Genomic DNA, 23,873 nt, shown 5'->3' on the forward strand with positions numbered 1-23,873 from the left:
CAGTAAAGCTGAACTCACCATTAGCATTGGTTGTTACACTCTGATTTATTGCCTGACCAAACTTATCCGTGCCTGTGATTGTGACCGTGATGTCTTTTAACAGCGCATCATTTGAATCAACTACGCCATCTTGGTTTACGTCAAAAAACACCTTACCAGCAATCGACTTCTCACCGGTTTTTGGCTTTTCGGTAAAGCGGATCGCTGGCGTTGGATCTGTACCCACCACCACTTTGGCGATATTGCTCACTACGCCCGTATCAGTGCCGATATAACGATTACCAGTTTGGTATGTGGCACTCGGTGTTTGCGTGATGGTGTAACCATCTGCATTTGATTCAATCAGGCCAGTAAAGCTGAACTCACCGTTGGCATTAGTCGTTGTTGTGGTATTTACTGTCTGACCAAATTTATCGGTACCTGTGATTGTGACTGTGATGTCTTTGAACAGCGCATCATTTGAATCAACTAAGCCGTCCTGATCTACATCGAAGAACACCTTACCTGAAACTGATTTATCACCGGCCTTTGGCTTTTCAGTAAAGCGGATCGCAGGGGTTGGATCTGTGCCGACGACAACTTTAGCCACATTGCTCTCGATACCTGAGTCGCTGCCAATATAGCGATTGCCCGTTTGGTAAATCGAGCTTGGTGTTTGCGTGATGGTGTAGCCATCTGCATTGGATTCAATCAATCCAGTACAGCTGAACTCACCCTTGGCGTTGGTCGTGGTGGTGGTATTTACTATTTGACCATATTTATCAGTACCTGTGATTGTGACTGTGATGTCTTTTAATAGCGCATCATTTGAATCGACTACACCGTCCTGATCGACATCGAAGAATACAGTGCCCGCAATCGACTTCTCACCGGCCTTTGGCTTTTCGGTAAAGCGGATCGCAGGCGTTGGATCTGTGCCCACCACCACTTTGGCGATATTACTCACTACGCCTGCATCTGTGCCAATATAGCGATTGCCGGTTTGGTAAGTGGCACTTGGTGTTTGTGTGATGGTATAGCCATCTGCATTTGATTCAATCAGGCCAGTAAAGCTGAATTCACCTTTGGCGTTAGTCGTTGTTGTGGTATTTACTGTTTGACCAAACTTATCCGTGCCCGTGATTACACAGTACCTGAAACAGACTTATCACCTATCAAAAGCTCTGCAAATGAGTGCCCTTGGGAGGCCGAACCAGATGCAAGTACAATATTGGTTATTGCGTCTGTACCTTGACTATTTGCAAGCACACTACCTGATTTCGCCTCTTTACCATCTCTGTAGCTATTTAAAGCCGCTTGAGTCGGCTGCGTCAGTTTATAGGTGCCAGAAACTAAATCGTAAAATACAAATTGACCATTTGCATCAGTTGATACACGCTGTTGAACAATAGTTTGTCCACCAGCAGTCACACCGTCCAACAATATCTCTATGCCAGATAGTGATGAATCGACATTACTGTCAAAAAGCCCATTATTCACTGCATCAACAAATACATACCCCGATATCAAACCTTGAATAACTTCAGTTGAAGACGTTGCTTTGTTGTTTAGCTTATTTGTATCAAAGCCTTGTGTTTCTACCCAGGCTTCATTGACCACAAGATTATTGCTAGGCACCGCAGTAAGTGTAACTGGAATACGGATTTGTACTGTTTCATTCATTTGAATAAGCGGAATATTACAACGAATAAAATCAGTAAGCGCACCTGTACTTGGAGAGTTTGCTCGAGTATTTGTACAACTACCTGATGAGGTAATCGCATTTCCTGCCACGCTCAAATAACTTGGAAGATAATCGTAAAGTACATTGTCAGCGCTGTCACCAGGACCCGCATTGGTGAGCGTAAATTGATAATCAAACTGACTACCCAAAGCGACTTTATTCAAAGACGCTGTTTTGGTCAACGCCAAGTCTACGGCAATACGAATAGAAGTTTTTTCACTTTCGTCATTATTTGCCGTGATGAGATCTTTTTCATTCGAAAAAATAGAGGCACTGGTCGTTGCGACTTCGCCAGTTGTTGACGGACGTGATAAAATCTTAAAGAACATATAGCGGGTATAAATTGCTGACTGGCCGCCTGTATTCTCAAGTAACTCATTTTCTGCTAAAGATGAACTGCTATTTTCTGGACCTAAACAGTTAAAGGTCGTTTCGTTGTTAAAAGTCAGATTTTGATTGCCACAACGTGCAGTCACCGCACTACAAGTTGCATTAGAGCTGCTGTCACACAAAAACTGCAACTGCTTTGAGCTATTAGCTGGCGAAATAGTAAAGTTGTAGCCGACACCACTGGCCACCGAAGTTTCACCGTTATTATCCGTCAAATATTCCAGATCAACTTTATAAACCACCACATTGTCCAGCGTTGCTGGAAATGAGCCCGGTGTAGGATACCAAGCTAACGGATCACTAATATCATTGTTTTCAATTTTCAGGTTGGCTTCGCGTATTTGTACGGTTAAAGCCTTGTTGAAGCTATTATTGGCAGCGTCACTATCCAGTGATATATTTGAGGCAGATAATTTGCTTGTACTTTCTAATATCCAATCTTGGCGATCAGATGCACTTTTTGGACGAATTTGAATGGTAACACTTTGTACTTCATTACTGTCTAGCGATCCAATACTGCAGCGCAGAGTCTTAGTCACCTCGGTGTAAGAACAAATATTACTTTGCCCAGCCCGAGAAAAACTATTACTTACATATTGATATTCTTTGCCTGTTGGTACATTAAAAGTATGCTCTAGCACTACATTAGTTGCTGCAACAGCACCTATATTGGCAATATGGATCGTTTGTAGGGCGATATCACCGCTTAAAACCGTTGGCTTGGCATACACAACATTCGTCACGGCCAAATCAAATAATGATTGTACAGATGTTGTCGCACTTGCCGAGTTATTCGCCGTATTTGGATCGATATGTGTATTTGATGACACTTGTACTGAGTTGATAACTTGGCCATTCGTTGTTACAAAAGGCCGAGCCACTGTCAGAGGAATAGTGACACTATCGTTGAGGGCAAATGTTTGACCTGTATCTAACCGACAAGTGATCGCAGTTTGTGTATTTTCGTACTCACCGGTATCAACTCTAGTACATGAAAAACGTGCACCGAGCGCACTATTTACAGATGATGGGAATGTGATCCCCGTTTCTTTATTCCCTTCGCGTGATTTAAATGTCGCACTGAAAGTATCAACAATCGTTAGTGAGTCCGCATCTAAGCCAACAATGTCAGAACCCGACAAATTAGTGGCAGTGATCTGATAGCCAATCTCATTTTGAGAAGTCGTGATACTGCTCGCATTCGCCACTTTTTGAATGCTTAAATCAGCACTCAATGCACTTTTAATGGTCGCAGATGCAGAGGCCTCCCCAGGTGCTCCACCGATATCGGTAACAGTCGCAGTATTTTTTAAATCCCCCACAGAGGTAGCTCGAGTTGTGATAGTCAATTTTGGTGCAGTCCCAGACAAGGCTATGCGGCTTGCATCTGCATTTTGATATAAACAAGTCACCTTGCCACCGCTGCCATCCGCTAATTGCTCAGCGGCACTACAAGACCAGTTTGTGCCATAGCTCCCATTCGCGATAAACGTTTCTCCACTTGGCAAAGCATCAACCACGGTAACCTTGCCAAGCGTTGCTCCATTGCCCGTATTTGAAACAACAATACGATTAATAATGTCACCAGCTTGTTCAACTAAACTTGTACTGGCTGTCGTTGATGCTGATTTTGTTTTTGTAATATTGAGCAGCACCGGGTTCCTTGGATGTAAACCCCACCCTTCATAATTGGCAGTGTAATCAACCCCGCCTACCGTCATAGTTGCGGTGTTTTTAGGTCGATAGTTGCTCTCTGTGCCCGTATATATAGGCGAACGCGCCCTTATTAATATCTCAATGGTTTCATTTGCACCAACTTCTGAGCCAGTACAAGTCACCATTGTGTTTGTGATCTCACACCAATCAGCAACAGTCTGCCAAGAGCCATTACTATATTTACGTGTTGCAGTGGAAAGAGGAGTGTAGCCTGATGTATTGGCAAAATTATCCACCACCTTGATGTCCTTTGCAGCTCCCCCTCCCGAATTCACTATTTTGATAAAGTAGTAAAACTCTTTATTCATATAGTTAATATTTGAATCCCAATTCAGATCAGAAGACTTGGTGATGCTAAGATCAGGAGCAACATCCAAAATTGCAATGCTGGCACTATCACTGGTTGACTCTCGCCCACCATGCGCAACACTCGCCCAATTGACAGCGCTTTGACTAACTACTTTTGCCTTTGCTTTAACATTGACTTGCCATGTTTGCGATTTAGCGAAATTGCTTGAGATAGGCGTACAATCAACTCTTTGCGTATTACCTGCGTTCAAAGCACAATTAAAATGGCTAGAACTGTAACTCACATAGCTCAGCGAATCCGGCAATGTATCTATCAAAGACTCAATTGTTGTCGCCTCTGATGTATTTGTAACTGTGATTTTGAACTCTATTTCATCGTCAACATAATAAGTACTGCCATTTAGTGCTGTTTTGTTGACCGAGACAAATGAGGTTTGTGCAATACTGGTTTTAACGCTGGCACTGGCCTGGTTATTAGTAGAGTTTAAATCTAATAAATCGGAACTCACCTGCGCTGAGGTTGAAAATGTCGCCTCCGATGTTGGCGCATTTGCATATATTCTGATTACAGCGCTGTCATTTTTCACCATAGTATTTGTCGATTGGCAAGCGACTACGAGCGAATTGATATTACATGACCAACCAGAAGGTGATTGCACTGTGATATTACTCATACCACTGGCTAACGTCGTACTCATATAAGCTGGCGTCACTGAGCTTGGCCCCAAATGTGTCACCGTTACATCATAGTAATGACGTTCATTGATTTGTATATTTAGAGGTCCATACCATGAAGGTGTTCCATCGGCTTTATACTGCTTTATCGCAACACCTAAATCAGCATTTGGATTTATAGTCGTATTAACAGATGCTTGATCATTTGATGCATCTATTTCCGCAGTATCACTACTGATACTGCTACTGGCCGTAACTGTCCCACTGCTTACCTGGCTCACACGAGCTTGAATATTCAGCGTTGATGATGCTCCAGAATTAAAAGTAGCAATTGTACAAGTTAGCGTTTGACTGCCAACGCAGCGCCAGCCATCGAAATCTACAGTGCTGGCGTTTTCCCACGATGTGAAGCTGGGTAGATTAAGTTTTACGACTGCGTTTGCCGCCGCATCAGGTCCATTATTTTTTACACTGATTTGATAAGTAAAAACAGTATCTAAATTTACTGAAGTAGGATTAGCTGCTAATGAGGTAATGGCTAAATCTACACCCGCAATAATTGAAGTATTTTGAGTCTCAGTATTGTTCAGCAATTTGTTGCTCGACTCATTGTCTGCACTAATACGTACACTCGGCTCTATTGTATCGCCAGTCTGAGCCGATGTTTTGATCGTAACCTGTAATGAGTCACTCACTCGCCCTGATAATTGGCCAATGGGGCATGTTAACTTGGTTTTGGAGGTACCGCCTTCTTGATAACTAGACTGAGTACACGGCTTGGAGCTAGACACAAAACTTGTGGTTTGCGGTAAAAAGAATTCAACAGAAACGTTGTTGGCAGTATCTTCTTCAGAGTTGGTAAACTCGAGGTTATATCTTACATTTCCCCCTCTCGGGACTGTTGTATCTAAATCTTCAAATGTGGAAATTTGTAGGTCGACTGCAAACGCAACACTCGTGTACAACAGAATAAATAATGAGAATAACGAAAATAAAAGCTTCTTCAATTTCAATAACCCGAACAATAAAGCAACAAACAACCCGTTCCTAAAACAATACTAATAAAAACGGATGAGAATTTTATTGAATCTGGTTACTGTAATCCAGTGTAATTTCCCTCAAATAACAACATTTGTAAACAGGAACTGAACCTATAAAAGGTAAAACAAACCCTTTAAAACTAACAAAATAAATTATTGCAGTACTTTTGAATGATAATCAGATAAGCAGCGCGCACTGTGCTTCGCCAAACTATGCAGTGCTTGCCAATCGGCATTTAAAGAATCAAACATCGATAGACGAACATCTTGAAGCGCGATGTGAAGAACACACATACCCAGCGCACCGGCTTCTTCTTCCAATTGAATCAATTTTTCTTCCAACGCTTCAAATGCCTGTATATCGGCTAATCCGCGTAGCTGAGCAAACTCATAATCTAACCTGTCACTTAAATACATGAGCTTGGCATTTAATACCTGCGGACTCATGGTGCTGACAAGCTCATCAATGACTGAATAATCCAGCATGCTTTTTTCCGCCAGAAAGTGTCTCGCTGGCATCAGTAATTGAGCAAGCAGCTTTTCTAGCAACTTCTGCTGGATAGGCTTTGCCATAAAATGCTCAATTCCGGCAATACGATAAGCTTGCTGAGACTGCTCATCAACATCTCCCGTGATAGCGACCACAATAGGCGCCTGCTTAAAATCAAAACTTTTAAAAACACGCCGATACCAGTCTAATCCATGGCCGTCTGTTAAATGCATGTCCAGAAATATCACATCAAATTGAGCGCGATTAAGCGCAGCTTCTGCGGCAGATAAAGTAGCAGCAATTTCATAGTTTAACCCCAATGAGGACAATAGATGTTTCAGAATTTCCTGGTTCAACTGATTGTCTTCGACAATTAAAATATCTCCACACAACTGAGAAACAGCTTGTGGCTGATAGGTATTTGTCTGCTTTTGCCGATTTGTGATGATGGATTCTGATAGTTCTATATCAAAGTAAAATGAACTACCGTGCCCTACTTCGCTGACAACATGTAATTTGGTTTTTAATACTTCGAGTATTTGCTGGCATAGCACCAATCCAACCCCCGCACTGTGAGCAATAGAACGAGCTGGATCAGAAGAAGTAAAAGGTTTAAATAACTGCTCTATTTGCTCTGCGGTCATGCCTGCGCCGGTGTCCTTAACTTCAAACCGAACTATTTCACCTTGGTGCGTTACGCTTTGCTGCGTAATAGACAAAGTGATGATGCCGCTTTGAGTGTATTTAATCGCATTGGACAATAAGTTTTTAACCACCAAGCCAATACTGTCTTGATCAACCAAATACTCTTTATCGCTGGCTATACCGATCAATTGAGTGCGTAGCTCAACCCCTTTTTCTTGTAACAGCGGCTTGAACTGCGCGATGAGCAAATCTGCAAATTGAGATAAGTTTACAGGTACCAGCGTTGACGACTTGCCACGTGCATTTAACAGCACTTGATTTGCTAAATCAGCCAGTGACATGGCCGTAGAAATAATGACATCACAATACTGTTGGTATTTCAACGGCTCTCTGGGCGCCTTTTTAATTAACTCTGCATGGCCAACAATGGCATTGAGTGGTGTTCTCAATTCATGGCTCAAAAGAGTTAAAAAACGCTCTTTTTTCTGTGATTCACGCTTAGCATTTTGAGTGAGCTCTGCCAGTTGCTGCTCTTTGCGACAACTGCACAGTAAACACAGTGAAAAACACAAAATCAGTGGCATGACGATCACCGATAGAGAAAAAAACTGATTAACCCAGTTGTTGGTTCCCAGCGTATCGCTATGCTCATAACTGCCAAGCATACTCAGTCGCAATGTAAAAACAATTAGTAGACAAAAGCAGGCAATCGCAAATGTCCAATGAGCAGGAGAAAAAGAAGAGATGCGCTTATTTTGACCTAAAAATAGCGCTCTCAGGCATAGCACCATCGCTAATAACCATACCATATAGTTGACGACGACACGTATTAAGAAGCTCGGCTCAATAAAGGTGAAATAGATGAAACTGGGGAAGAATATACCTGCTAATACATACCATGGAAATTGATGTGTTTGCACCGAAAAAAACCGTTCCACACCTCGAGTCAGCATATATAACCCAATAAGTATCAAGGTGTTGGGAACCATAACTGACCAAATAGGCGACAGCGACAACGACGCTTGAAACATACATGCAATTGCGGCACAAAATACAAACCCAAACCATAGGCGTGTGCCTGCGATGTGTTTGTGGATCAGCCAGTTAACCATCATAAACACCGCACAAACACAGGTTGTCAGCGCTAAAATTTGTAATAGTAGTTTCGGATCGCCCATGGATGATTAGTTACATTATTTTAATTAATTACTAGTATTATATTACTAATAAAAACCACTAATAAAGAGTAAACTATCATTTTTAAGGGTTGAATTGATTTACAGCCAACCCTTTTGTCTTGCAATACGCGCTGCATCAACACGGTTTGTCGCATTCAATTTGGCGATTGCATCTGATAAATAGTTTCTGACAGTGCCCTCGCTTAAAAATAGAGATTCAGCGATTTGCCGAGTTTTCATTCCTTCACTGGCTAACCTCAAGGCCTTGCGCTCTTTATCGGATAGCGGATCACTGTCATCCAGTGCATTCATTGCTAGTTCTGGGTCTATGACTTTTTGCCCTACTGATATTTTCTTCAGCGCGTTAACCAAATAATCACTGGGAGCCTCTTTGAGAATAAATCCTTTTACATCTGCAGCCATGGCCCGTCTAATATATCCGGCGCGGGAAAAAGTGGTCATGATAACCACTTTAACTCTTGGGTATTTCTCCTGAATAATCTGCGCCAATTCAAGCCCAGTCACATTTGGCATTTCAATGTCACTCAGCACAATATCGGGCTCGTGATTGGCTAAATACTCAAGTGCTTGCTGGCCATCTTCTGCTTGGCCAACCACCTCTAGATTAGCCTCCAAACTCAACAACGCTGAAATTGCGTTTCGCACCAACGCTTGATCTTCTACAACTAAAATTTTCATTTCGTATCCTTATATGGGGAGCTGCGCCACCAGCTTGCAGCCATGCTTTGTGGACCACTTCATGCTACCACCAAGCTCTTCTACTCTCGATTTGATACCGAGCAAGCCATTACCCCACACAACATCACCCACTTCGCCATCATCTTGAAAAGTGAGAGTGTGACAATTGTGCTCCTCTCGCAAAGTGATATGCATATGCTTGGCACTACTATGTTTCATTACATTGGTGATCGCTTCTTTTGCCACAAAGCAAAGACAACTTTCTTTTTCAGCAGTAACAGGGCCACATTCAACAACTTTATGAACCTCAACGCCTTTGTCTTGTAAACGAGACGCCATCACTTCCAGTTGGGCTGTCAATCCCAGCTGTTTCATGCCAGACACAGCCTCACGCACCTCAGATAATGCAGTGCGAGCAAGCATCGCCACTTCTTTTGTTTCATTCTCTGCTTTATCTAACATGCCCGCGGCCATAAATTTTCCAGCCAATTCTGATTTAAGTGAGATAGAGCTTAATGAATGCCCAAGTAAATCATGTAAGTCACGCGCAATACGTTCACGTTCAGCAATTTTTGCCAGTTGCTGGATCTGCTCTTTATTTTTGCGAGTTTCGTTGCTATGTATACGATCTTTATATTCCACTACCCCAAAGCTAAACAACCCTAGTGAAATAACAACCGCCGGGCCAATAAAATAGGGCCAGCTATGAGGGTCAATTAATAATACTGTGATTACTGCAATCATTATCATCTGGATCAACAGCATTAACCAGCGGGCTGGACCTATAAAACAAAATCCTAAAAAGTAACCTATGTAGCCAAATAATGTGCTTGTTCCTGGTGTTAGCGTTGTGACAAAAATACAGATTATCGCCATCCAGGCAATTAAACGAAGTACGTCTTTCGCAGGGCAATTCAATGCTTTGTGGTACAAGTATACAAAACCTAAATAAGCTAGGACTTGTATACTAACTTCGGTTTGCGTATATGAATCAAAGCTCCTAAACAATGGAAAAAAGTAAAATACTGAAAAAAACAAATGCCCATAATTAGCAAACAAATGCCTACCATGCCTAGCCAATTGCATTGTATGGGTCGATTTACCAAACCTAAATCTCATTACAGCCGCTTATTAAGGTATATAGATTGATAGTTTTAATTTAACATGCTTATGCACAATCTATCAGTGACAAGTGTCACTTTGTTCTGCTAAAAAATGACAATCAATAAAGGCGCTACAAAAACTATGCAGCAACATCAATCAGCGTTAATTAATTTACACCTCGCTGTTTTCCTATTTGGAGGCACAGCGCTTTTCTCCAAGCTAATTGCATTGCCAGCATTAGACATTACTGTCTATCGCACAGCAATCGCTTTTATTACCTTGATTGTCATTCTTAAAGTGCAAAGTAAGCAATTGAGACTCAACCAATTAAAAGATTACTTCATTGCTGTGGGACTAGGGGTCATTGTTGGTATTCACTGGGTTACTTATTTTTCCGCGATGCAAATGGCTGGGATAGCCACAGGTATCATCGCATTTTTTACTTATCCTGTTATCACCGTATTGTTGGAACCACTTTTTAGTAAAACACGTATTAAATTTACTGATTTATTTAATGCCGTGGTCGTGATTTTTGGTATATATCTCATGATGCCAAATACGGATTTAGGCGATCAAGTCACCTTGGGAATTTTAACGGGTGTTTTATCTGGTGCCTTTTTTGCTACGCGCAACCTATTACAAAAAAAATACTTCTCTCAATATGGTGGCTCGCACACCATGCTCTATCAGACTTTAACCGCAGCGGTTATTTTGTCCATATTTGTTGACAACCCACCTAGCACCTTACCATTACAAGATATTTACTACTTGCTCTTAGCTGGCATGGTATTTACAGCGATACCTCATTCATTTTTTGCCAGTAGCTTGCGTCATTTAAGCGCGACCACGGTAGGCTTAATTTCCTGTTTACAACCCTTGTATGGCACCGTATTGGCTTATATGCTGTTATCTGAGACAACAAGTATGACAACACTTATTGGCGGCGTGTTAGTTGTTAGTGCTGCCTGTTTTGAAACTTGGTCAATAACAAGGAAAAAATGATGATCCAAGTCTTTGCACACCGTGGAGCCAGCGGTATGCATCCTGAAAACTCGCTAAGTGCAATTAGCGCAGCTTTGGAAGTGGATGTAAATGGCATTGAGCTTGATGTACAGAGTTGTCGTGATGATTATGCCATCATTCACGATACTTGGTTAGATCGTACTACAAGTGGAAAAGGTATGGTGAGAGATGCTACTAGAGAAGCATTAAATAAACTCGATGCAGGTAACGGAGAGGGGATCCCAACCCTTCAGGATGTATTCGATTTGGTCGGCAACAAGGCAACCTTAAACCTTGAGCTAAAACACACATACAGCCTAGATAAGTTTGTGCAATATATTGAAAAAAATGTACAAGCAGGCACCATTTCACGTTCACAGCTTATACTTTCGTCATTTGATCACCACCAGCTTGTGTGGCTAAAACAGAAAATGCCTTGGGTAAAAATTGGTGCGCTCACCGCTTCTATCCCGCTGCACTATGCTGAATTTGCAGAACGTCTTCACGCCTATAGTATTCACATTGATAAAAACTTTATTAATCATGAGTTTGTAAAGGATGCCAAACAACGAGGACTGTATGTTTATAGCTATACTGTAGATAAACAACAGGACATTGAACTGGTCTTAGATATGGGTGTCGATGGTATCTTCAGTAACTACCCTTGTTATGCAAAAATGGTCGTCAACCAGTGGCTAAATAAATAGTGTGTTGTGGTTGTGATGCTAACTGCGCCACAAACCTAAAATAGCATTTACTTGGGGATCCAGCTTCTACAAGTTTAAATAATTCTGTTAAGTGGTATATTTTAATAACACTGACTGTGAATATCTGGCATAGCTTGTTAATTGAGTCAGTATTTACACAACTGGCGAGTGACAGCCTATGACGAGTTTGTACATGCGAATATATAATTTAATTGAAGAGTCTTTATTTTATACCCTGACCAGAAAAATTTTTGGTAACCTAGGGTTCTTGTTTGTATTTCAGTTACTCACATTGGGGTGGCTATATTCATACCTTAGCGAGACAAACAGCGCATCGGCCGGCTTTTGGTTTCTTGCATTTACCTCAGTAGTGGCGTTTATATTTACTTTTTTTTATATGCGCTTTTTAATCGTTCGCCCTGTTCAAGCAATGCGCGACAGGTTAGAACAAATAAATCGTCAAGATGGCGATCTGAGCGCACAATTACCACAGTTTACATACGACGAGTTTAGAGACCTCAGCGCACAGTACAACACATTTACAGCTCATTTGGGCGAATTATTAGGCAACACTTATAAGAGTGCTGAAGCGGCAACACTCAGCAATCAACAAGTGACCTATTCCATGACCAATACGGTGTCGGTTGGCGAACAACAAATTACTCAAGGTGATACCATCATCGCTGCCAGTGATAAAGTCACTCACAGCTTACAAAGTATCGTTAGCAATACGGACCAAGTTTATCAGGCCAATACTGAAAGCCTGCATTTTGTGAGAGGCTCGTCTCAATCACTACTAACGCTTGTCAGTGAAGTACAGCAGATAACCACTCTACTTGGTAACTTTTCGACAACCGTTGCCGGCCTAAAAGAAAATAGCGACAATATCCGCAATATCCTCAAAATGGTCGAAGAGTTTTCAGATCAAACGAACCTGCTTGCTCTCAACGCCGCAATAGAAGCGGCACGAGCTGGGGAAGCAGGACGAGGATTTGCCGTAGTAGCTGATGAAGTGCGCAACTTGTCTGTCAAAGTAAACGATGCCACGAGACAGATCAGCGATTTTATCAATCAAATGGATCACCTTGTCAGTGAAACCCATCAGGAATCTGAGCAGCTGATCACACACTCAAGTGGCGCAGAGAAAGCCATCAGCGAAACTTCTCAAGGATTTGCTGATATGAGTGCTGATTTTGAACGTAACCAGTCACAATTGGAAGAAATAGTCAGTGCTGTACATCAACTTGAAGATACGCAAAACCATACTCATCAAGCGGTGCAACAAATTGTCGAGTTAGGTCAGTCGGCAAAAGATCAGCTTGATACTGCGCTCGCAGATTGTCAGCATGCTCATCAGCTGACGACTACAACCCAAAAAGAGTTGCAACGTTTCGTTTAAAAAAAGCCCAGTTAAAACTGGGCTTTTTTCTAGCTGCGAAGACAGTTAGGCACGTTCAATATCAAATGCAATCACATCTTTGATAGAAGCTTTTCCCGTTGCCAACATCACTAACCGATCAATGCCCAATGCCACGCCTGCACAGTTGGGCAGCCCTTGCTCTAGAGCCATTAAAAAGCGATTATCTTTTTCAACTTTAGGTAGTGCCATTTGCTGACGTTGCAGGTTGTCTTCATCAAACCGTTGGCTTTGCTCTGTTGCATTGGTCAGTTCGTTAAAGCCATTAGCGAGCTCCATCCCTTTAAAATAAAGTTCAAAACGCCCAGCTACACGAGGATCTTGCTCGTTTAATTTGGCAAGAGCCGCCTGAGAAGCGGGAAAATGATACACAAAACACGGTACGTTTTGTCCAATTTGGGGTTCTATCTCCATACAAAATAGCAATTGAAGCAAAGGATCGACACTCGTCTCTTGAGCAGCTATCTCTGTATATCCATATTGTTCACATACAGCCTTCAAGGCATCCAATTCAATGGTCAAAGGATCTATAGATAGATATTTTTCAAACGCCGCTTGGTAGCTGATCCTCGTAGCTTTGCCACAAGATAAAATACACTGCATAAGCGCATCTATTTCATCCATCAACAAATACTCATCGAACCCCGGGCGATACCACTCTAACATTGTGAATTCAGGGTTATGGTGACGACCCGACTCTTCGTTACGAAATGCTTTTCCAATTTGATAAATCGCACCACTGCCTGCAGCAAGCAGCCGCTTCATAGCAAACTCAGGTGAAGTCTGTAAGTATAAAGGGAGCCCTTTTGCATAACTGGGCCCAACAAATTGCGTGGCGAATGTCGCTAAATGCACATCAGTGACTGACGCTTGACTCAAACATGGTGTTTCAACTTCAAAAACCCCACGCTCCGCAAAAAACATGCGAATACTTGCCAATATTGCAGCACGCTGTTTCAGTGTCTCAATGTCCGCACTCGGTGCCCATTTCACATCATTCATTGTCTACCCCAAAATATGAATTACATTAGGTCATAAAAAAATCTCGACCAAGGCCGAGATTTTCTAACGTCAAAGTGTTCAAGTAAATAATTACTTAACGCGGCTCACGTATTCACCTGTGCGCGTATCAACTTTGATCACTTCACCAATTTGAACAAATAGTGGAACGCGAACAACAGCGCCTGTTGTTAAAGTTGCAGGCTTACCGCCTGTACCCGCTGTGTCACCTTTTAGTCCCGGATCTGTATCTGTGATCTCAAGTTCAACAAAATTAGGCGGTGTTACCGCTATCGGGTTGCCATTCCACAGTGTAATTGTACATACATCGTTTTCAACCAACCATTTAACATTGTCACCCACTGCTTTTTCGTCAGCTGCGATTTGCTCAAATGTGTCGTTGTTCATGAAGTGCCAGAATTCGCCATCAGTGTAAAGATAAGCTAGATCTGTTTCCATTACATCTGCGCCTTCAACTGAGTCGCCAGATTTAAACGTTTTTTCTAATACTTTTCCTGAGATCAACTTACGGATCTTAACTCGGTTGAAAGCTTGGCCTTTACCTGGTTTAACCATTTCGTTTTCTAGGATCGTACAAGGCTCGCCATCAATCATAATTTTTAGGCCGCCCTTGAACTCGTTGGTGCTATAATTCGCCATCGTATCCTCTAATCATCGTATTTCGAGTAATAAACCTGCTAATGATACAAATAAATGAAGTAAATTTGCATACTAACTGGCAAAAAGAATTGGCTAATGTCGTTACTTGCCCAGATACACTACTCAAAATGTTGGGTTTGGAGTCACATTTCAGTGCCAAAGATCTTGCTGCAAAGCGACTTTTTCCGCTTCGTGTACCCAGACCATTTATCGCAAAAATGCGCTACGGTGATCCTTACGACCCTCTGCTATTACAAGTGATGCCCTTACATCAAGAGTTTATTGCCGCCAGCGGGTTCAATAAAGATCCATTAGAGGAGCAAGATGCCCCTGTTCCCGGCCTATTGCATAAATACCGTTCTCGCGTTCTTTTGATGCTCAAAACAGGCTGCGCCGTAAATTGCCGTTATTGCTTCAGACGACATTTCCCATATCAGGACAATCAAGTTAATAAACGCGCTTTAAAATCGGTTTTTGAGTATCTAGTTACACACCCAGAAATTAACGAGGTAATTTTAAGCGGTGGAGATCCCTTGATGGCCAAAGATGACATGCTCTGCTGGCTGTTAGACGAGTTAGAAGCCTTGCCACAGCTCAAGCGCATCAGGATCCATAGTCGTCTGCCTGTCGTCCTTCCTGCAAGGATAACCGATAAGCTTTGCGACCGATTGGCAAATAGCCGACTCAAAGCAGTTCTGGTCAACCACATTAATCACTCTAATGAAATTGATGATGAATTTAAAACAGCAATGCGCAAACTTAAGCAAGCTGGCGTGACGCTGCTAAATCAATCTGTCCTGCTAAAGGGGATCAATGATAGCGCCCACACTTTGTCAGAGTTGAGCGAAGCCTTATTTGACAGTGATATATTGCCTTATTACTTACACCTACTGGATAAGGTTGAGGGTGCTAGCCATTTTGATATGAGCGAGTCAGATGCAACCAAACTAGTCGCCGAAATGCTGGAGACATTACCCGGTTTCTTGGTACCCAAATTAGTAAGAGAAATCGGCGGCAAACAAAGTAAGACGCCGATTGATTTGCATTTAAGTTAAAATGCAAACATCAACGTATACTATGCATATACGTTGATGTTGTTGCCCAAAGATGCTGTAACAGACTTTGCTGGAGTTTGCGCAGCGGCAGAACTACCAGCAGATTCAATTAAAGCGAGGGCAGCTCGTCCATCTGCTTGCTGTTGCTTTTTCGCCAGAGAAGCACTGTATACTTCACCACCTGGACCAGCGCCAGACATAGCAGGAAGGTTACTTCCGGAAATATTCATAGGTATTCACCTGACAAGTTTGATGGATCCAAGTAAAATATCGACCGATTTACTCAGGACTTTAGGAAAAACATGCAAGCAATCATCGAAAAGCTCAACGAAAACTTAAAAGTTGTTTATCGTCAGTCACTTGATGCAGATAAAAAATTAGATGAATTACAGCAACAAGGGCATGGCAAATTCTCATCACTTTTTAGCAAAGATGCAGGGTTTGAATTCGAAGCCAAGCGTTTTAAACCTTATGTACTTGATGTCGCTGCTGATGTAGATAAATTGAGTAAATCAGAACAGCTCGATGAAGCACACCTAAAGAAAACCGTGTTTAAATTACAGCAGCTACTTCAGTTACTCGCCACATTTAAATAAAAAGAGCGCCTAAGCGCTCTTTTTATTTAACAATTGGCTCGACATCATCTTTATACCAGTCACTCAGCAACCGCTTATCGTAATAAAACTCAGAATCTCTACCAAATTTTATCCTATCCATAAAGTTCATATCTTTTAGTACTTTCGATTTTGCTTCAACAAGCACTTTGCCTGCGTTATCTGTTACGCTGTATGTAATTTTCAAGCGGGGAAAATAAATTGGCTTGATAATACGAATATCATTCATGTTAAATCTGACATCTCCAGCCAAGTCAATATCTTCAAACTTTACAGATAAGGTATATCCATCAGGCATATCTGCCGCCAGTTTATTTAAATGCGAGTCAAATTGCTTGGCGATGCGCTTGTGATATCCACCACGAGTTTCTTTTGCAGGAAACACATCTCTGTACTCTTTAAAATCTAGCCATGCCACTTTCACTTCACCAGCATTGGCCATCATGGGGATCAGCATTGCCACAATTGCATAGTTGATAAGTTTCATCATTTACTCCTCTGGTTAGCCTGTATGTTCATTTTCTGCTCACCACACTGAACAAAAACTTAAGGGTTACACTCATTAACAGGCTTTTACTGGCGTTCACGATTTATCGTTGTGAACGCCACGACTTTGCTAGTGTTGTACTTTGATACGATAAAACAACGCATAAAGTACGGGGACTATGCCCAGTGTAAGTAGCGTGGAAAACAACAACCCACCCATAATGCCAAGCGCCATAGGCTCCCACATCTCACCACCGCCTAAATACAATGGAATTAAACCAAACACTGTTGTTGCCGTCGTTAGCAGAATGGGACGCATACGCTGCTGTGCCGCTGAAATAATGCCTTCAACTGGGTTTTCCGGGGTGTTTTCCAACTCTATTTTAATCCGCTCTAACAATACAATCGCGTTGTTTATCACAATACCCGCAAGCGAAATAATGCCAAGCAAGGTCATGAAACCAAAAAATGACTGCCCTACTAGTAGACCTAAGATCACCCCAATAAATCCCAGCGGAATAGTCGTTAATACAATAATTGATTTACGAATAGAGTTAAATTGACCAATTAATAAGATGACAATTATAAAGACTGCAATCGGCATCTTATCCGCTATAGACTGGTTCGCTTTTCCTGATGACTCAGCTTCACCACCTAACTCATACGAATAGCCAAATGGCCAATTTTGCTTTTGCTCCTCAAGCCAAGGGACGATTGCAGCGAAACCTTCATTCGCTGTGATCCCATCTAGTTGCGCGCCAACCGCAACTGTTTTCAATCTATCACGACGCAAAATCTGGGCACTCTCCCAAACCACTTCGATGTCTGCAACCTGCTTCAACGGCACTGAAGCGCCTGTTGCTTGAGAGTAAACCATCATGGCTTCTAACTTACCAATATCATCTCTATCCGCTGCAACAGAGCGAAGCGTCACAGGAATTAACTCGTTACCTTCACGATATTGCGTTAATTCCAGACCACTAAAGCCAGTCTGTAATGAACTTGCGATATCTTTACTCGACACTCCAACCCGACGTGCGCGAGTTTGGTTTATCTTGATCTGTACTTTTTTGCTCGGCAAACCCCAGTCGTCACTTACCGCCTTCAGCCCAGGTGTTGCAGCCATTTTCGCTTTCAATTGATCGACAATGGCCATCAGTTTATCTTTGTCATCTCCTGAAAGTCTGACTTCTACCGGGTTAGCGATCGGCGCTCCATTTTCAATTTTGCGCTGCTTTATTAATAGGTCAGGATGACGGCTTAATGCGTACCGCTCAATATCAACCATTAATGAATCAATCAGCTTATATGACGTGGTACTGACTATCATCAGTGCATAGTTAGCACTGGTAGGCTCTGGATTGTGAGTTAATAAAAATCTCGGCCCACCACTGCCGACATAACTCACCCACTGTGTAACGCCTTCTGGGCGCTCACTTGATACAAGTAGCTCTTGCTGTATATAGCTTTCCATGTCTTTTACCAAGGCTTCCGTTGTTTGTAGTCGTGTGCCAATCGGTAGCTCCAATTCGACTTTAAAATAGTCACGATCAGAGGGTGGGAAAAATAGCTTAGGAATAAATTGCATTCCTTGGAGTGCAATAAAAAACGCGGCAATACAAGCTAATAAAGTGACCCAGCGATGACGGATCATGGTTGTTAAAAGATTTTTATAGCTTAAATAGATACCTGAATTATAGTCGGCTGATTGGGATTTAACGCGTGTAAAGTATACACACAACATTGGGATCATGGTCATAGCCAATAACCAAGAACATAGTAATGTAATCGTTACGACCTTAAACAGAGAAGCGGTATATTCACCAGTTGAGGACTCAGCCAAGAAAATAGGTAAAAATGCGGCCCCAGTGGTTAGCGATGACACGAGTAATGGTACTTTTAATTCATCCGCGGAATCAACTGCCGCATCAATTGCAGCCTTTCCTCGCTCCATTTGAACCATAATATTTTCAGACATTACAATGCCATTATCAACCAACATACCAAGTGCAATAATCAAGGCTGCTAGAGAAATTTGGTCAATACTGATATGGAAAAACGACATCACTAAAATGCCAAATACCATGCTCATAGGGATGAGGCTTGCCACAATTAAACCGGTGCGCAGTCCTAATGTGAATAACATCACTAAGGTAACGACAAGCACCGCTTGTAGTAAGTTAGAGACAAAGTCACTGACCTTCTGCTCAACCTCTTTTGGTAAAAACGACAGCAGTTTAAATTCAACACCTATAGGGTAGACACTTTCCAAATAGTTCAGAGTCTCTAATACTTGCTCACCCAACGCAATATTGTTGCCGCCATGGCGCATTGAAATCGCCAATGTTAAGCCATCTTCTTGGCCAACACGTACTTTCGATTTTGCAGGATCTACGTAGTCACGATATACGACTGCAATGTCTGAAAGCAGCAAAACCTGCTCGCTACCAGGTACATTGATTATCGTATTGGCTATATCTTCGACTGATTCAAAGTTGCCACTTGGCTCTAGTGCCAATGTTTCATCATTAATATAAATAGAGCCACCGGGGTTGACGATATTTCGTGACGCTAATTGATCTTTAAGTTGACTGGGCGAAATACCTAAGGCTCCTAGCCTCGCATTTTCAAATTCAATAAAGACCCGTTGCTCTTGGTTACCGTATATCTCAACCTTTGCAGCTTCCGGTAAGCGAAGTAATGTGTCTCTGACCTGCTCAGCAACATCCTCCATCTCACGATAACTATACCCTTCAGCTGTCAGGCCGATCACAATGCCAAAGACATCACCAAACTCATCGTTGACGATAGGCGTTTGTGCATCACTGGGAAGATCTTGCTCAATACTTTGTATTTTACGTCGCAGGTTGTCCCAGATAGGCCGCATATTCTTGTAGCTTTCTTTAATATTGACGCTAACAATGGACACCCCTGTTTTCGAGGTACTGCTGACAAAATCCAGTTCAGGAATTTGCTGAACTACCTTTTCGATTTGATCTGTAACTAGTTCCTCTACACGCTGTGGGCTCGCACCAGGAAAGTAAGTAATAACTTGCGCTGTTCTAATAATAAAACCGGGATCATAGTCTTTTGGCATTTTATTGAATGACACAATGCCAAAAAACAATAGCGCAGCGATCAATACCCAGGTAGTACGGTTATTTTCTAAAGCAAGTCTGGTTATATTCACTGTGCCTCCTTGTTAAACTTTACAAGTTGACCTTCACTTACTTTACTCATGCCCGCTGTAACAATGTACTCACCTTCTGCCACACCACTGAGCACTGGAAACCCTAATGTTGAAACATCACCAATCACAATAGATTTCTTTTTAATCTCACCTTTGCCAGCACCAGCAGGCTCAACTGTCCATACATAATTTCCAGATGCGTCTTTGAGTACAGTATTTATTGGCAGGTATAATCCACTCTTGTTGACATCTGCACCTTTAGCTAAAACTTTGGCTGTCATTCCTGGTAAAATGTTATAGTTTTCAGGGCGAGTCATGCTCAAGGTAACTTCATATGCTTTAGTGACTTCATCGGCTTGAGTGCTTACTTCAACAAAATCCAGCGGGAAAGTCTTATCTGGTATTCCAGAAAACTCGGCTATGATATGTTTTGGTGCGTCTTTAGATACTTTTATCATCAAACTTTCAGGCACGTTAACCTTAAGTGTGACATGTTTTATATCCTGTAACGTCGCAACAACCTGCTTAGCCTGTACTTCTTCAAAGCGCTCTATATAAGTTCTAGCAACCACCCCAGAAAATGACGCTTTCAAATTCGTATAAGACAAGTTATTTTTTGCGTTTGCTAGTTTGCTTTTTGCACTTGTAAAATGAGATTGCAGCTGATCATAGTCCGATTGCGAAATTGTGCCGGACTTGATCAACTGTTTCGCTCGACTGAAATCCGCCTGCGCTTTATTATAGTTAGCTTGAGCGTCATCTAGTGAAAGCTGATAATCTGTTGTATCCAGCTTTGCAATTACATCGCCTAATTGGATTTCTTCACCTTGCTTTACCAATAACTCGGTAACTTCACCTGATACTTTAAAAGATAGATCTGCGGATGAAGCTGCATCTACAACTGCGGGAAACTCAACTAAAGGACCGTCTACCTGAGAAGAAAGCAGCATTGTCCTTACGGGACGAAGTTGTTCAGATTGCTGCTGCTCTGGCTGCTGGTCTGAACAACCGATTAATGCAAGACAAATTGACGCCATTGCACATAGCTGCTTGCTTTTTATTGTCTTCATGAAAGCTCCTTTAATTCTATTTAACATCGCGATGTTTTGTCATCGCCGTAACAAAGTTATTTATCCACACATCTAGCACTTCTTTAACCGCTGCTACATTCTCTGTGCCATCTGCTTTTAAAACGGTATCTAGCTCTTTGTGTGCTGTCATCATCACTACGGGTTGAGGGTTATTACCAAGATAAAAAGCAGACTCCAAAGACACATGTGTCAATGCCTCAGTTTGCTCAGTTGCAGCAAGGTAGGCCGTCTTTCCTGCATTATAGACTAAGCGAATCGGGACAAAGTCTCTCACTTGCAATGCAACAGGTTCAAACTGAACATCTGTAAATGCCCCTTCTATCATCAACACTCGCTCATTCAGATTAAGCGGCTTTTCTGTCACCACCTGAAAATGGGGAGCTAGTTTTTTTACCATTTGCGATTGCATATAGTGGCTTAACTTAGCAACATGTAGCGGGTTTATATTCAAAAACTCGGAATCTTGAACATTTATCCATACTTCAAACTGAGGAATATACAATACTTCAACCTGACTGAGCGCTGTTTGATCAAACGTACTGTTTACATAAAGTTCTGTATCTTCATATTCTTCGGAAGGGGCCAAAGAATCATAGCTCGGTAAAAAGCCTGAACGCGTATTTTGTGAAGTAGATGCACATGCGGAAACAAGACATGTAAATGTAAAAATTAGTACAATACGAAACCAAGTCATAAGTCGCTCCATAATCAATTCATTTCCAGTGGTTGTAGCACAATCAAAAGAGATACTTTGATCTCATTTGAAATCAAATGTAACTTACAAAAACAATTATAGTTTTAGGCACCACAAACTAAGACGAATAGCTCTGACCGCGAATAACTAAATAAGTGCAAAATTATCTTCAATCACTCGCGTATACGAACTAGTTTGGTAGCTAAGTTATAAAATCGTAATTAAGTATATGATATGAAGTTAGAGCTAAAAAGATCAGCAGTAAATTAAGATGAGAAAAATTGAAAGAATCGAGCTGGAGGACACGTCTCCAGCCATGAAAAAGTAACGTCAAAGAGCTATCGAAATGAAAAGCTATTTACAGATTGCCACGGATAACCCCTACCGCTAAACCTTCGATATTAAACACTTCCTGCTCAAGATCGACTTCGATTGGCGAAAAGTCCTCGTTTTCTGCATGTAAGAATACTTTTTTCCCTACTTTTTCAAAACGCTTCACAGTCACATCCTCTTCAACACGGGCGACTACCACCTGACCGTTGTTTGCGACTTGAGTGCGATGAACCGCTAACAAATCGCCGTCCATGATACCGATATTTTTCATACTCATACCGTTAACACGGAGCAAATAATCGGCTGAAGGTTGAAACATGCCTGGGTCAACTTTGCAGTGATTTTCGATATGCTCCTGCGCTAAAATAGGCTCGCCAGCGGCTACACGCCCAACCAGAGGTAAGCCTAATTGCTCCGGCTCATCAGCTTCAGCTAAGCGAATTCCTCTGCTGGCGCCTGGTACCATTTCTATAACGCCTTTTTTGGCAAGTGCTTTCAAATGCTCTTCTGCCGCATTTGCACTGCGAAAACCGAGAGACTCCGCTATTTCCGCTCGCGTTGGCGGCATACCTGTGTCTTTGATAAAAACTTTGATGAGTTCAAAAACTTGTTCTTGTCGTTTAGTCAATGGTCGCATATAACTGGTTTTCCATACAGTGCATTTACTGTGAGTATATACAGTTAAAATTAAATCGCAATGCTAATCGTTGAATACTTAGACAAATTATAAAAACAGCAAAGTGATGAGTGTTAAATAGAGTCGCAACGGTGGTAGGTTCATGGCCCATTTAATAAATCAAAGCGGCAAATAGTTCTCCTTCTTGAGCTTTCTAAACAACACTTCGCCGAAGGCCTTCAGCCCCAACTCAACTTATAAAAGGCAATGTATCTGGTTCACTTAAGTCTCGTTCTTTGTCCGGCTTTATTCATATTATTTTCTTTATTAAAAAGGTTAAGGCCTTTAGCTTTGAATTAACGAGGTTGGTTCAACAGAAGTAGTTTCTTCTATCCAGAAACTTTTAATTATTAATGAACTAAAAATCCATCATGGCTGAATAAAAGGGAAGTAATAACACTATTTTTAAATGAAAATTTTGATGAGGGTATTCGATACTTTAGTTATTGAACAGGAAATAGAGCTACTTTACGTAGCTCTATTCAGTTTGTTAGCAAGCCGTAGTAGTATATGTTCCTGGGCAAGTTCTTGTACCTGTACATTCCCAAGTTTTAAATAAACCGCCAGCAACTTGTGGTGTCATCTCCGCAGGGACGTTGGCTTTATCATGGCTAATCACTTTGATGTTTTTCTTCTTTAATTTTAATAACATTTTTATCTCCTTATTAACTACAACCAACCTAACAGCATTTATTATCACTTTCAACATAATGAATAATATTATTTTTAATTTTTATAATTGCGTTAATTTCAATATATCAAAAAGAAATTAAAAAATATTTATTAATAAAAGAACTAAAATTTTGGATAAAAAACGCTATTTCTAAAACCCACTTTTCATCATCCAAATTAACATCGAACAAAGCACCAATGACAGCGAGCGAAGCGAGTGCGTTCAGTTTGCGCAAGGTGAAATGAGCTGTTTTAACAGTTGTTAAGGCTATTACTTCTAACACCTAGCTAGTATCGAATACATGGAT

General features: G+C 41.6%; 19 protein-coding genes. 5 read left to right on the top strand and 14 right to left on the bottom strand.

The genetic code is table 11. The annotated features are described in order from the left end of the window. The 5 genes from MHN81_RS27480 to MHN81_RS27500 form a co-directional block, all read right to left on the bottom strand. The coding region (locus tag MHN81_RS27480) for an SdrD B-like domain-containing protein (protein ID WP_239427319.1) at positions 1-946 on the bottom strand (946 nt) is incomplete at its 3' end. A gap of 176 nt (positions 947-1,122) precedes the next feature. Continuing rightward, entirely contained in the window at positions 1,123-5,820 is a 4,698-nt protein-coding gene (locus MHN81_RS27485; RefSeq protein WP_239427320.1) for a DUF11 domain-containing protein, read from the bottom strand. A gap of 186 nt (positions 5,821-6,006) precedes the next feature. Further along, positions 6,007-8,103 carry an ATP-binding protein gene (locus MHN81_RS27490; protein WP_239427321.1) on the bottom strand — a complete coding sequence of 699 codons (2,097 nt, stop codon included), beginning with the start codon at positions 8,101-8,103 and terminating at the stop codon, positions 6,007-6,009. A 162-nt stretch (positions 8,104-8,265) separates the two neighbouring features. Continuing rightward, positions 8,266-8,865, bottom strand: a complete 600-nt coding sequence (locus MHN81_RS27495; protein WP_023401165.1) for a response regulator transcription factor — start codon at positions 8,863-8,865, stop codon at positions 8,266-8,268. Between the two features lie 9 nt (positions 8,866-8,874). Next, a complete protein-coding gene (locus MHN81_RS27500) occupies positions 8,875-9,984 on the bottom strand; it encodes a sensor histidine kinase (RefSeq protein ID WP_239427322.1) in 1,110 nt (369 codons plus the stop codon). A gap of 126 nt (positions 9,985-10,110) precedes the next feature. On the opposite strand from MHN81_RS27500, the gene MHN81_RS27505 reads away from it, so the two are divergent. The 3 genes from MHN81_RS27505 (at position 10,111) to MHN81_RS27515 (ending at position 13,077) form a co-directional block, all read left to right on the top strand. Beyond that, positions 10,111-10,971, top strand: coding sequence for a DMT family transporter (locus MHN81_RS27505; RefSeq protein ID WP_023401167.1), 861 nt, complete (start codon positions 10,111-10,113; stop codon positions 10,969-10,971). Next, positions 10,971-11,678 (top strand): glycerophosphodiester phosphodiesterase family protein, encoded by a 708-nt coding sequence (locus MHN81_RS27510; RefSeq protein WP_023401168.1) that lies wholly within the window; start codon positions 10,971-10,973, stop codon positions 11,676-11,678. The genes MHN81_RS27505 and MHN81_RS27510 overlap by 1 nt, the downstream gene beginning before the upstream one ends. Before the next feature lie 193 nt (positions 11,679-11,871). Continuing rightward, positions 11,872-13,077 (top strand): methyl-accepting chemotaxis protein, encoded by a 1,206-nt coding sequence (locus tag MHN81_RS27515; RefSeq protein WP_036977054.1) that lies wholly within the window; start codon positions 11,872-11,874, stop codon positions 13,075-13,077. A 45-nt stretch (positions 13,078-13,122) separates the two neighbouring features. Here the strand turns inward: MHN81_RS27515 and epmA are convergent, their stop codons facing one another. Both epmA and efp read right to left on the bottom strand, forming a co-directional pair. Further along, positions 13,123-14,097 carry an elongation factor P--(R)-beta-lysine ligase gene (gene epmA / locus MHN81_RS27520; protein ID WP_023401170.1) on the bottom strand — a complete coding sequence of 325 codons (975 nt, stop codon included), beginning with the start codon at positions 14,095-14,097 and terminating at the stop codon, positions 13,123-13,125. 90 nt (positions 14,098-14,187) lie between these two features. Then, positions 14,188-14,754, bottom strand: coding sequence for an elongation factor P (gene efp / locus MHN81_RS27525; RefSeq protein WP_023401171.1), 567 nt, complete (start codon positions 14,752-14,754; stop codon positions 14,188-14,190). Positions 14,755-14,795: 41 nt separating this feature from the next. On the opposite strand from efp, the gene epmB reads away from it, so the two are divergent. Next, on the top strand, positions 14,796-15,809 hold the full coding sequence (epmB, locus tag MHN81_RS27530; protein ID WP_239427323.1) for an EF-P beta-lysylation protein EpmB: 1,014 nt from the start codon (positions 14,796-14,798) through the stop codon (positions 15,807-15,809). A 20-nt stretch (positions 15,810-15,829) separates the two neighbouring features. On the opposite strand, the gene MHN81_RS27535 is transcribed toward epmB, so the two are convergent. Further along, positions 15,830-16,039 carry a hypothetical protein gene (locus tag MHN81_RS27535; RefSeq protein WP_023401173.1) on the bottom strand — a complete coding sequence of 70 codons (210 nt, stop codon included), beginning with the start codon at positions 16,037-16,039 and terminating at the stop codon, positions 15,830-15,832. Between the two features lie 72 nt (positions 16,040-16,111). Between MHN81_RS27535 and MHN81_RS27540 the strand changes: the two genes are divergently transcribed. After that, the gene (locus tag MHN81_RS27540) at positions 16,112-16,405 is read left to right on the top strand and encodes a hypothetical protein (protein WP_023401174.1); all 294 of its coding nucleotides are present in this window, start codon (positions 16,112-16,114) and stop codon (positions 16,403-16,405) included. 22 nt (positions 16,406-16,427) lie between these two features. Here the strand turns inward: MHN81_RS27540 and MHN81_RS27545 are convergent, their stop codons facing one another. The 6 genes from MHN81_RS27545 to MHN81_RS27570 all read right to left on the bottom strand — a co-directional run bounded on the left by MHN81_RS27545 (position 16,428) and on the right by MHN81_RS27570 (position 23,545). Continuing rightward, positions 16,428-16,910: a DUF3016 domain-containing protein gene (locus MHN81_RS27545; protein ID WP_023401175.1), complete on the bottom strand. Its 483-nt coding sequence runs from the start codon at positions 16,908-16,910 to the stop codon at positions 16,428-16,430. A gap of 129 nt (positions 16,911-17,039) precedes the next feature. Then, on the bottom strand, positions 17,040-20,099 hold the full coding sequence (locus MHN81_RS27550; protein ID WP_023401176.1) for an efflux RND transporter permease subunit: 3,060 nt from the start codon (positions 20,097-20,099) through the stop codon (positions 17,040-17,042). Further along, a complete protein-coding gene (locus tag MHN81_RS27555; protein WP_239427324.1) occupies positions 20,096-21,169 on the bottom strand; it encodes an efflux RND transporter periplasmic adaptor subunit in 1,074 nt (357 codons plus the stop codon). The genes MHN81_RS27550 and MHN81_RS27555 overlap by 4 nt, the downstream gene beginning before the upstream one ends. Positions 21,170-21,185: 16 nt before the next feature. After that, positions 21,186-21,884, bottom strand: coding sequence for a DUF3313 family protein (locus tag MHN81_RS27560; protein ID WP_023401178.1), 699 nt, complete (start codon positions 21,882-21,884; stop codon positions 21,186-21,188). 358 nt (positions 21,885-22,242) lie between these two features. Continuing rightward, the gene (lexA, locus tag MHN81_RS27565) at positions 22,243-22,854 is read right to left on the bottom strand and encodes a transcriptional repressor LexA (protein WP_023401179.1); all 612 of its coding nucleotides are present in this window, start codon (positions 22,852-22,854) and stop codon (positions 22,243-22,245) included. Between the two features lie 529 nt (positions 22,855-23,383). Then, on the bottom strand, positions 23,384-23,545 hold the full coding sequence (locus MHN81_RS27570) for a hypothetical protein (RefSeq protein ID WP_023401180.1): 162 nt from the start codon (positions 23,543-23,545) through the stop codon (positions 23,384-23,386). Positions 23,546-23,873: the final 328 nt, after the last annotated feature.

Origin of the sequence: Pseudoalteromonas sp. Of7M-16, assembly GCF_022347805.1 — a bacterium.
Taxonomy (GTDB): domain Bacteria; phylum Pseudomonadota; class Gammaproteobacteria; order Enterobacterales; family Alteromonadaceae; genus Pseudoalteromonas; species Pseudoalteromonas luteoviolacea_F.

Excerpts from the sequence above, each read along its gene's own strand:
- MHN81_RS27560 (WP_023401178.1), bottom strand. The coding sequence starts at position 21,884 with ATGACTTGGTTTCGTATTGTACTAATTTTTACATTTACATGTCTTGTT.
- MHN81_RS27555 (WP_239427324.1), bottom strand. The coding sequence starts at position 21,169 with ATGAAGACAATAAAAAGCAAGCAGCTATGTGCAATGGCGTCAATTTGT.
- MHN81_RS27505 (WP_023401167.1), top strand. The coding sequence starts at position 10,111 with ATGCAGCAACATCAATCAGCGTTAATTAATTTACACCTCGCTGTTTTC.
- MHN81_RS27500 (WP_239427322.1), bottom strand. The coding sequence starts at position 9,984 with ATGAGATTTAGGTTTGGTAAATCGACCCATACAATGCAATTGGCTAGG.
- lexA (WP_023401179.1), bottom strand. The coding sequence starts at position 22,854 with ATGCGACCATTGACTAAACGACAAGAACAAGTTTTTGAACTCATCAAA.
- MHN81_RS27545 (WP_023401175.1), bottom strand. The coding sequence starts at position 16,910 with ATGAAACTTATCAACTATGCAATTGTGGCAATGCTGATCCCCATGATG.
- epmB (WP_239427323.1), top strand. The coding sequence starts at position 14,796 with ATGATACAAATAAATGAAGTAAATTTGCATACTAACTGGCAAAAAGAA.
- MHN81_RS27540 (WP_023401174.1), top strand. The coding sequence starts at position 16,112 with ATGCAAGCAATCATCGAAAAGCTCAACGAAAACTTAAAAGTTGTTTAT.
- efp (WP_023401171.1), bottom strand. The coding sequence starts at position 14,754 with ATGGCGAATTATAGCACCAACGAGTTCAAGGGCGGCCTAAAAATTATG.
- MHN81_RS27510 (WP_023401168.1), top strand. The coding sequence starts at position 10,971 with ATGATCCAAGTCTTTGCACACCGTGGAGCCAGCGGTATGCATCCTGAA.
- MHN81_RS27535 (WP_023401173.1), bottom strand. The coding sequence starts at position 16,039 with ATGAATATTTCCGGAAGTAACCTTCCTGCTATGTCTGGCGCTGGTCCA.
- MHN81_RS27490 (WP_239427321.1), bottom strand. The coding sequence starts at position 8,103 with ATGATGGTTAACTGGCTGATCCACAAACACATCGCAGGCACACGCCTA.
- MHN81_RS27570 (WP_023401180.1), bottom strand. The coding sequence starts at position 23,545 with ATGTTATTAAAATTAAAGAAGAAAAACATCAAAGTGATTAGCCATGAT.
- epmA (WP_023401170.1), bottom strand. The coding sequence starts at position 14,097 with ATGAATGATGTGAAATGGGCACCGAGTGCGGACATTGAGACACTGAAA.
- MHN81_RS27495 (WP_023401165.1), bottom strand. The coding sequence starts at position 8,865 with ATGAAAATTTTAGTTGTAGAAGATCAAGCGTTGGTGCGAAACGCAATT.
- MHN81_RS27515 (WP_036977054.1), top strand. The coding sequence starts at position 11,872 with ATGCGAATATATAATTTAATTGAAGAGTCTTTATTTTATACCCTGACC.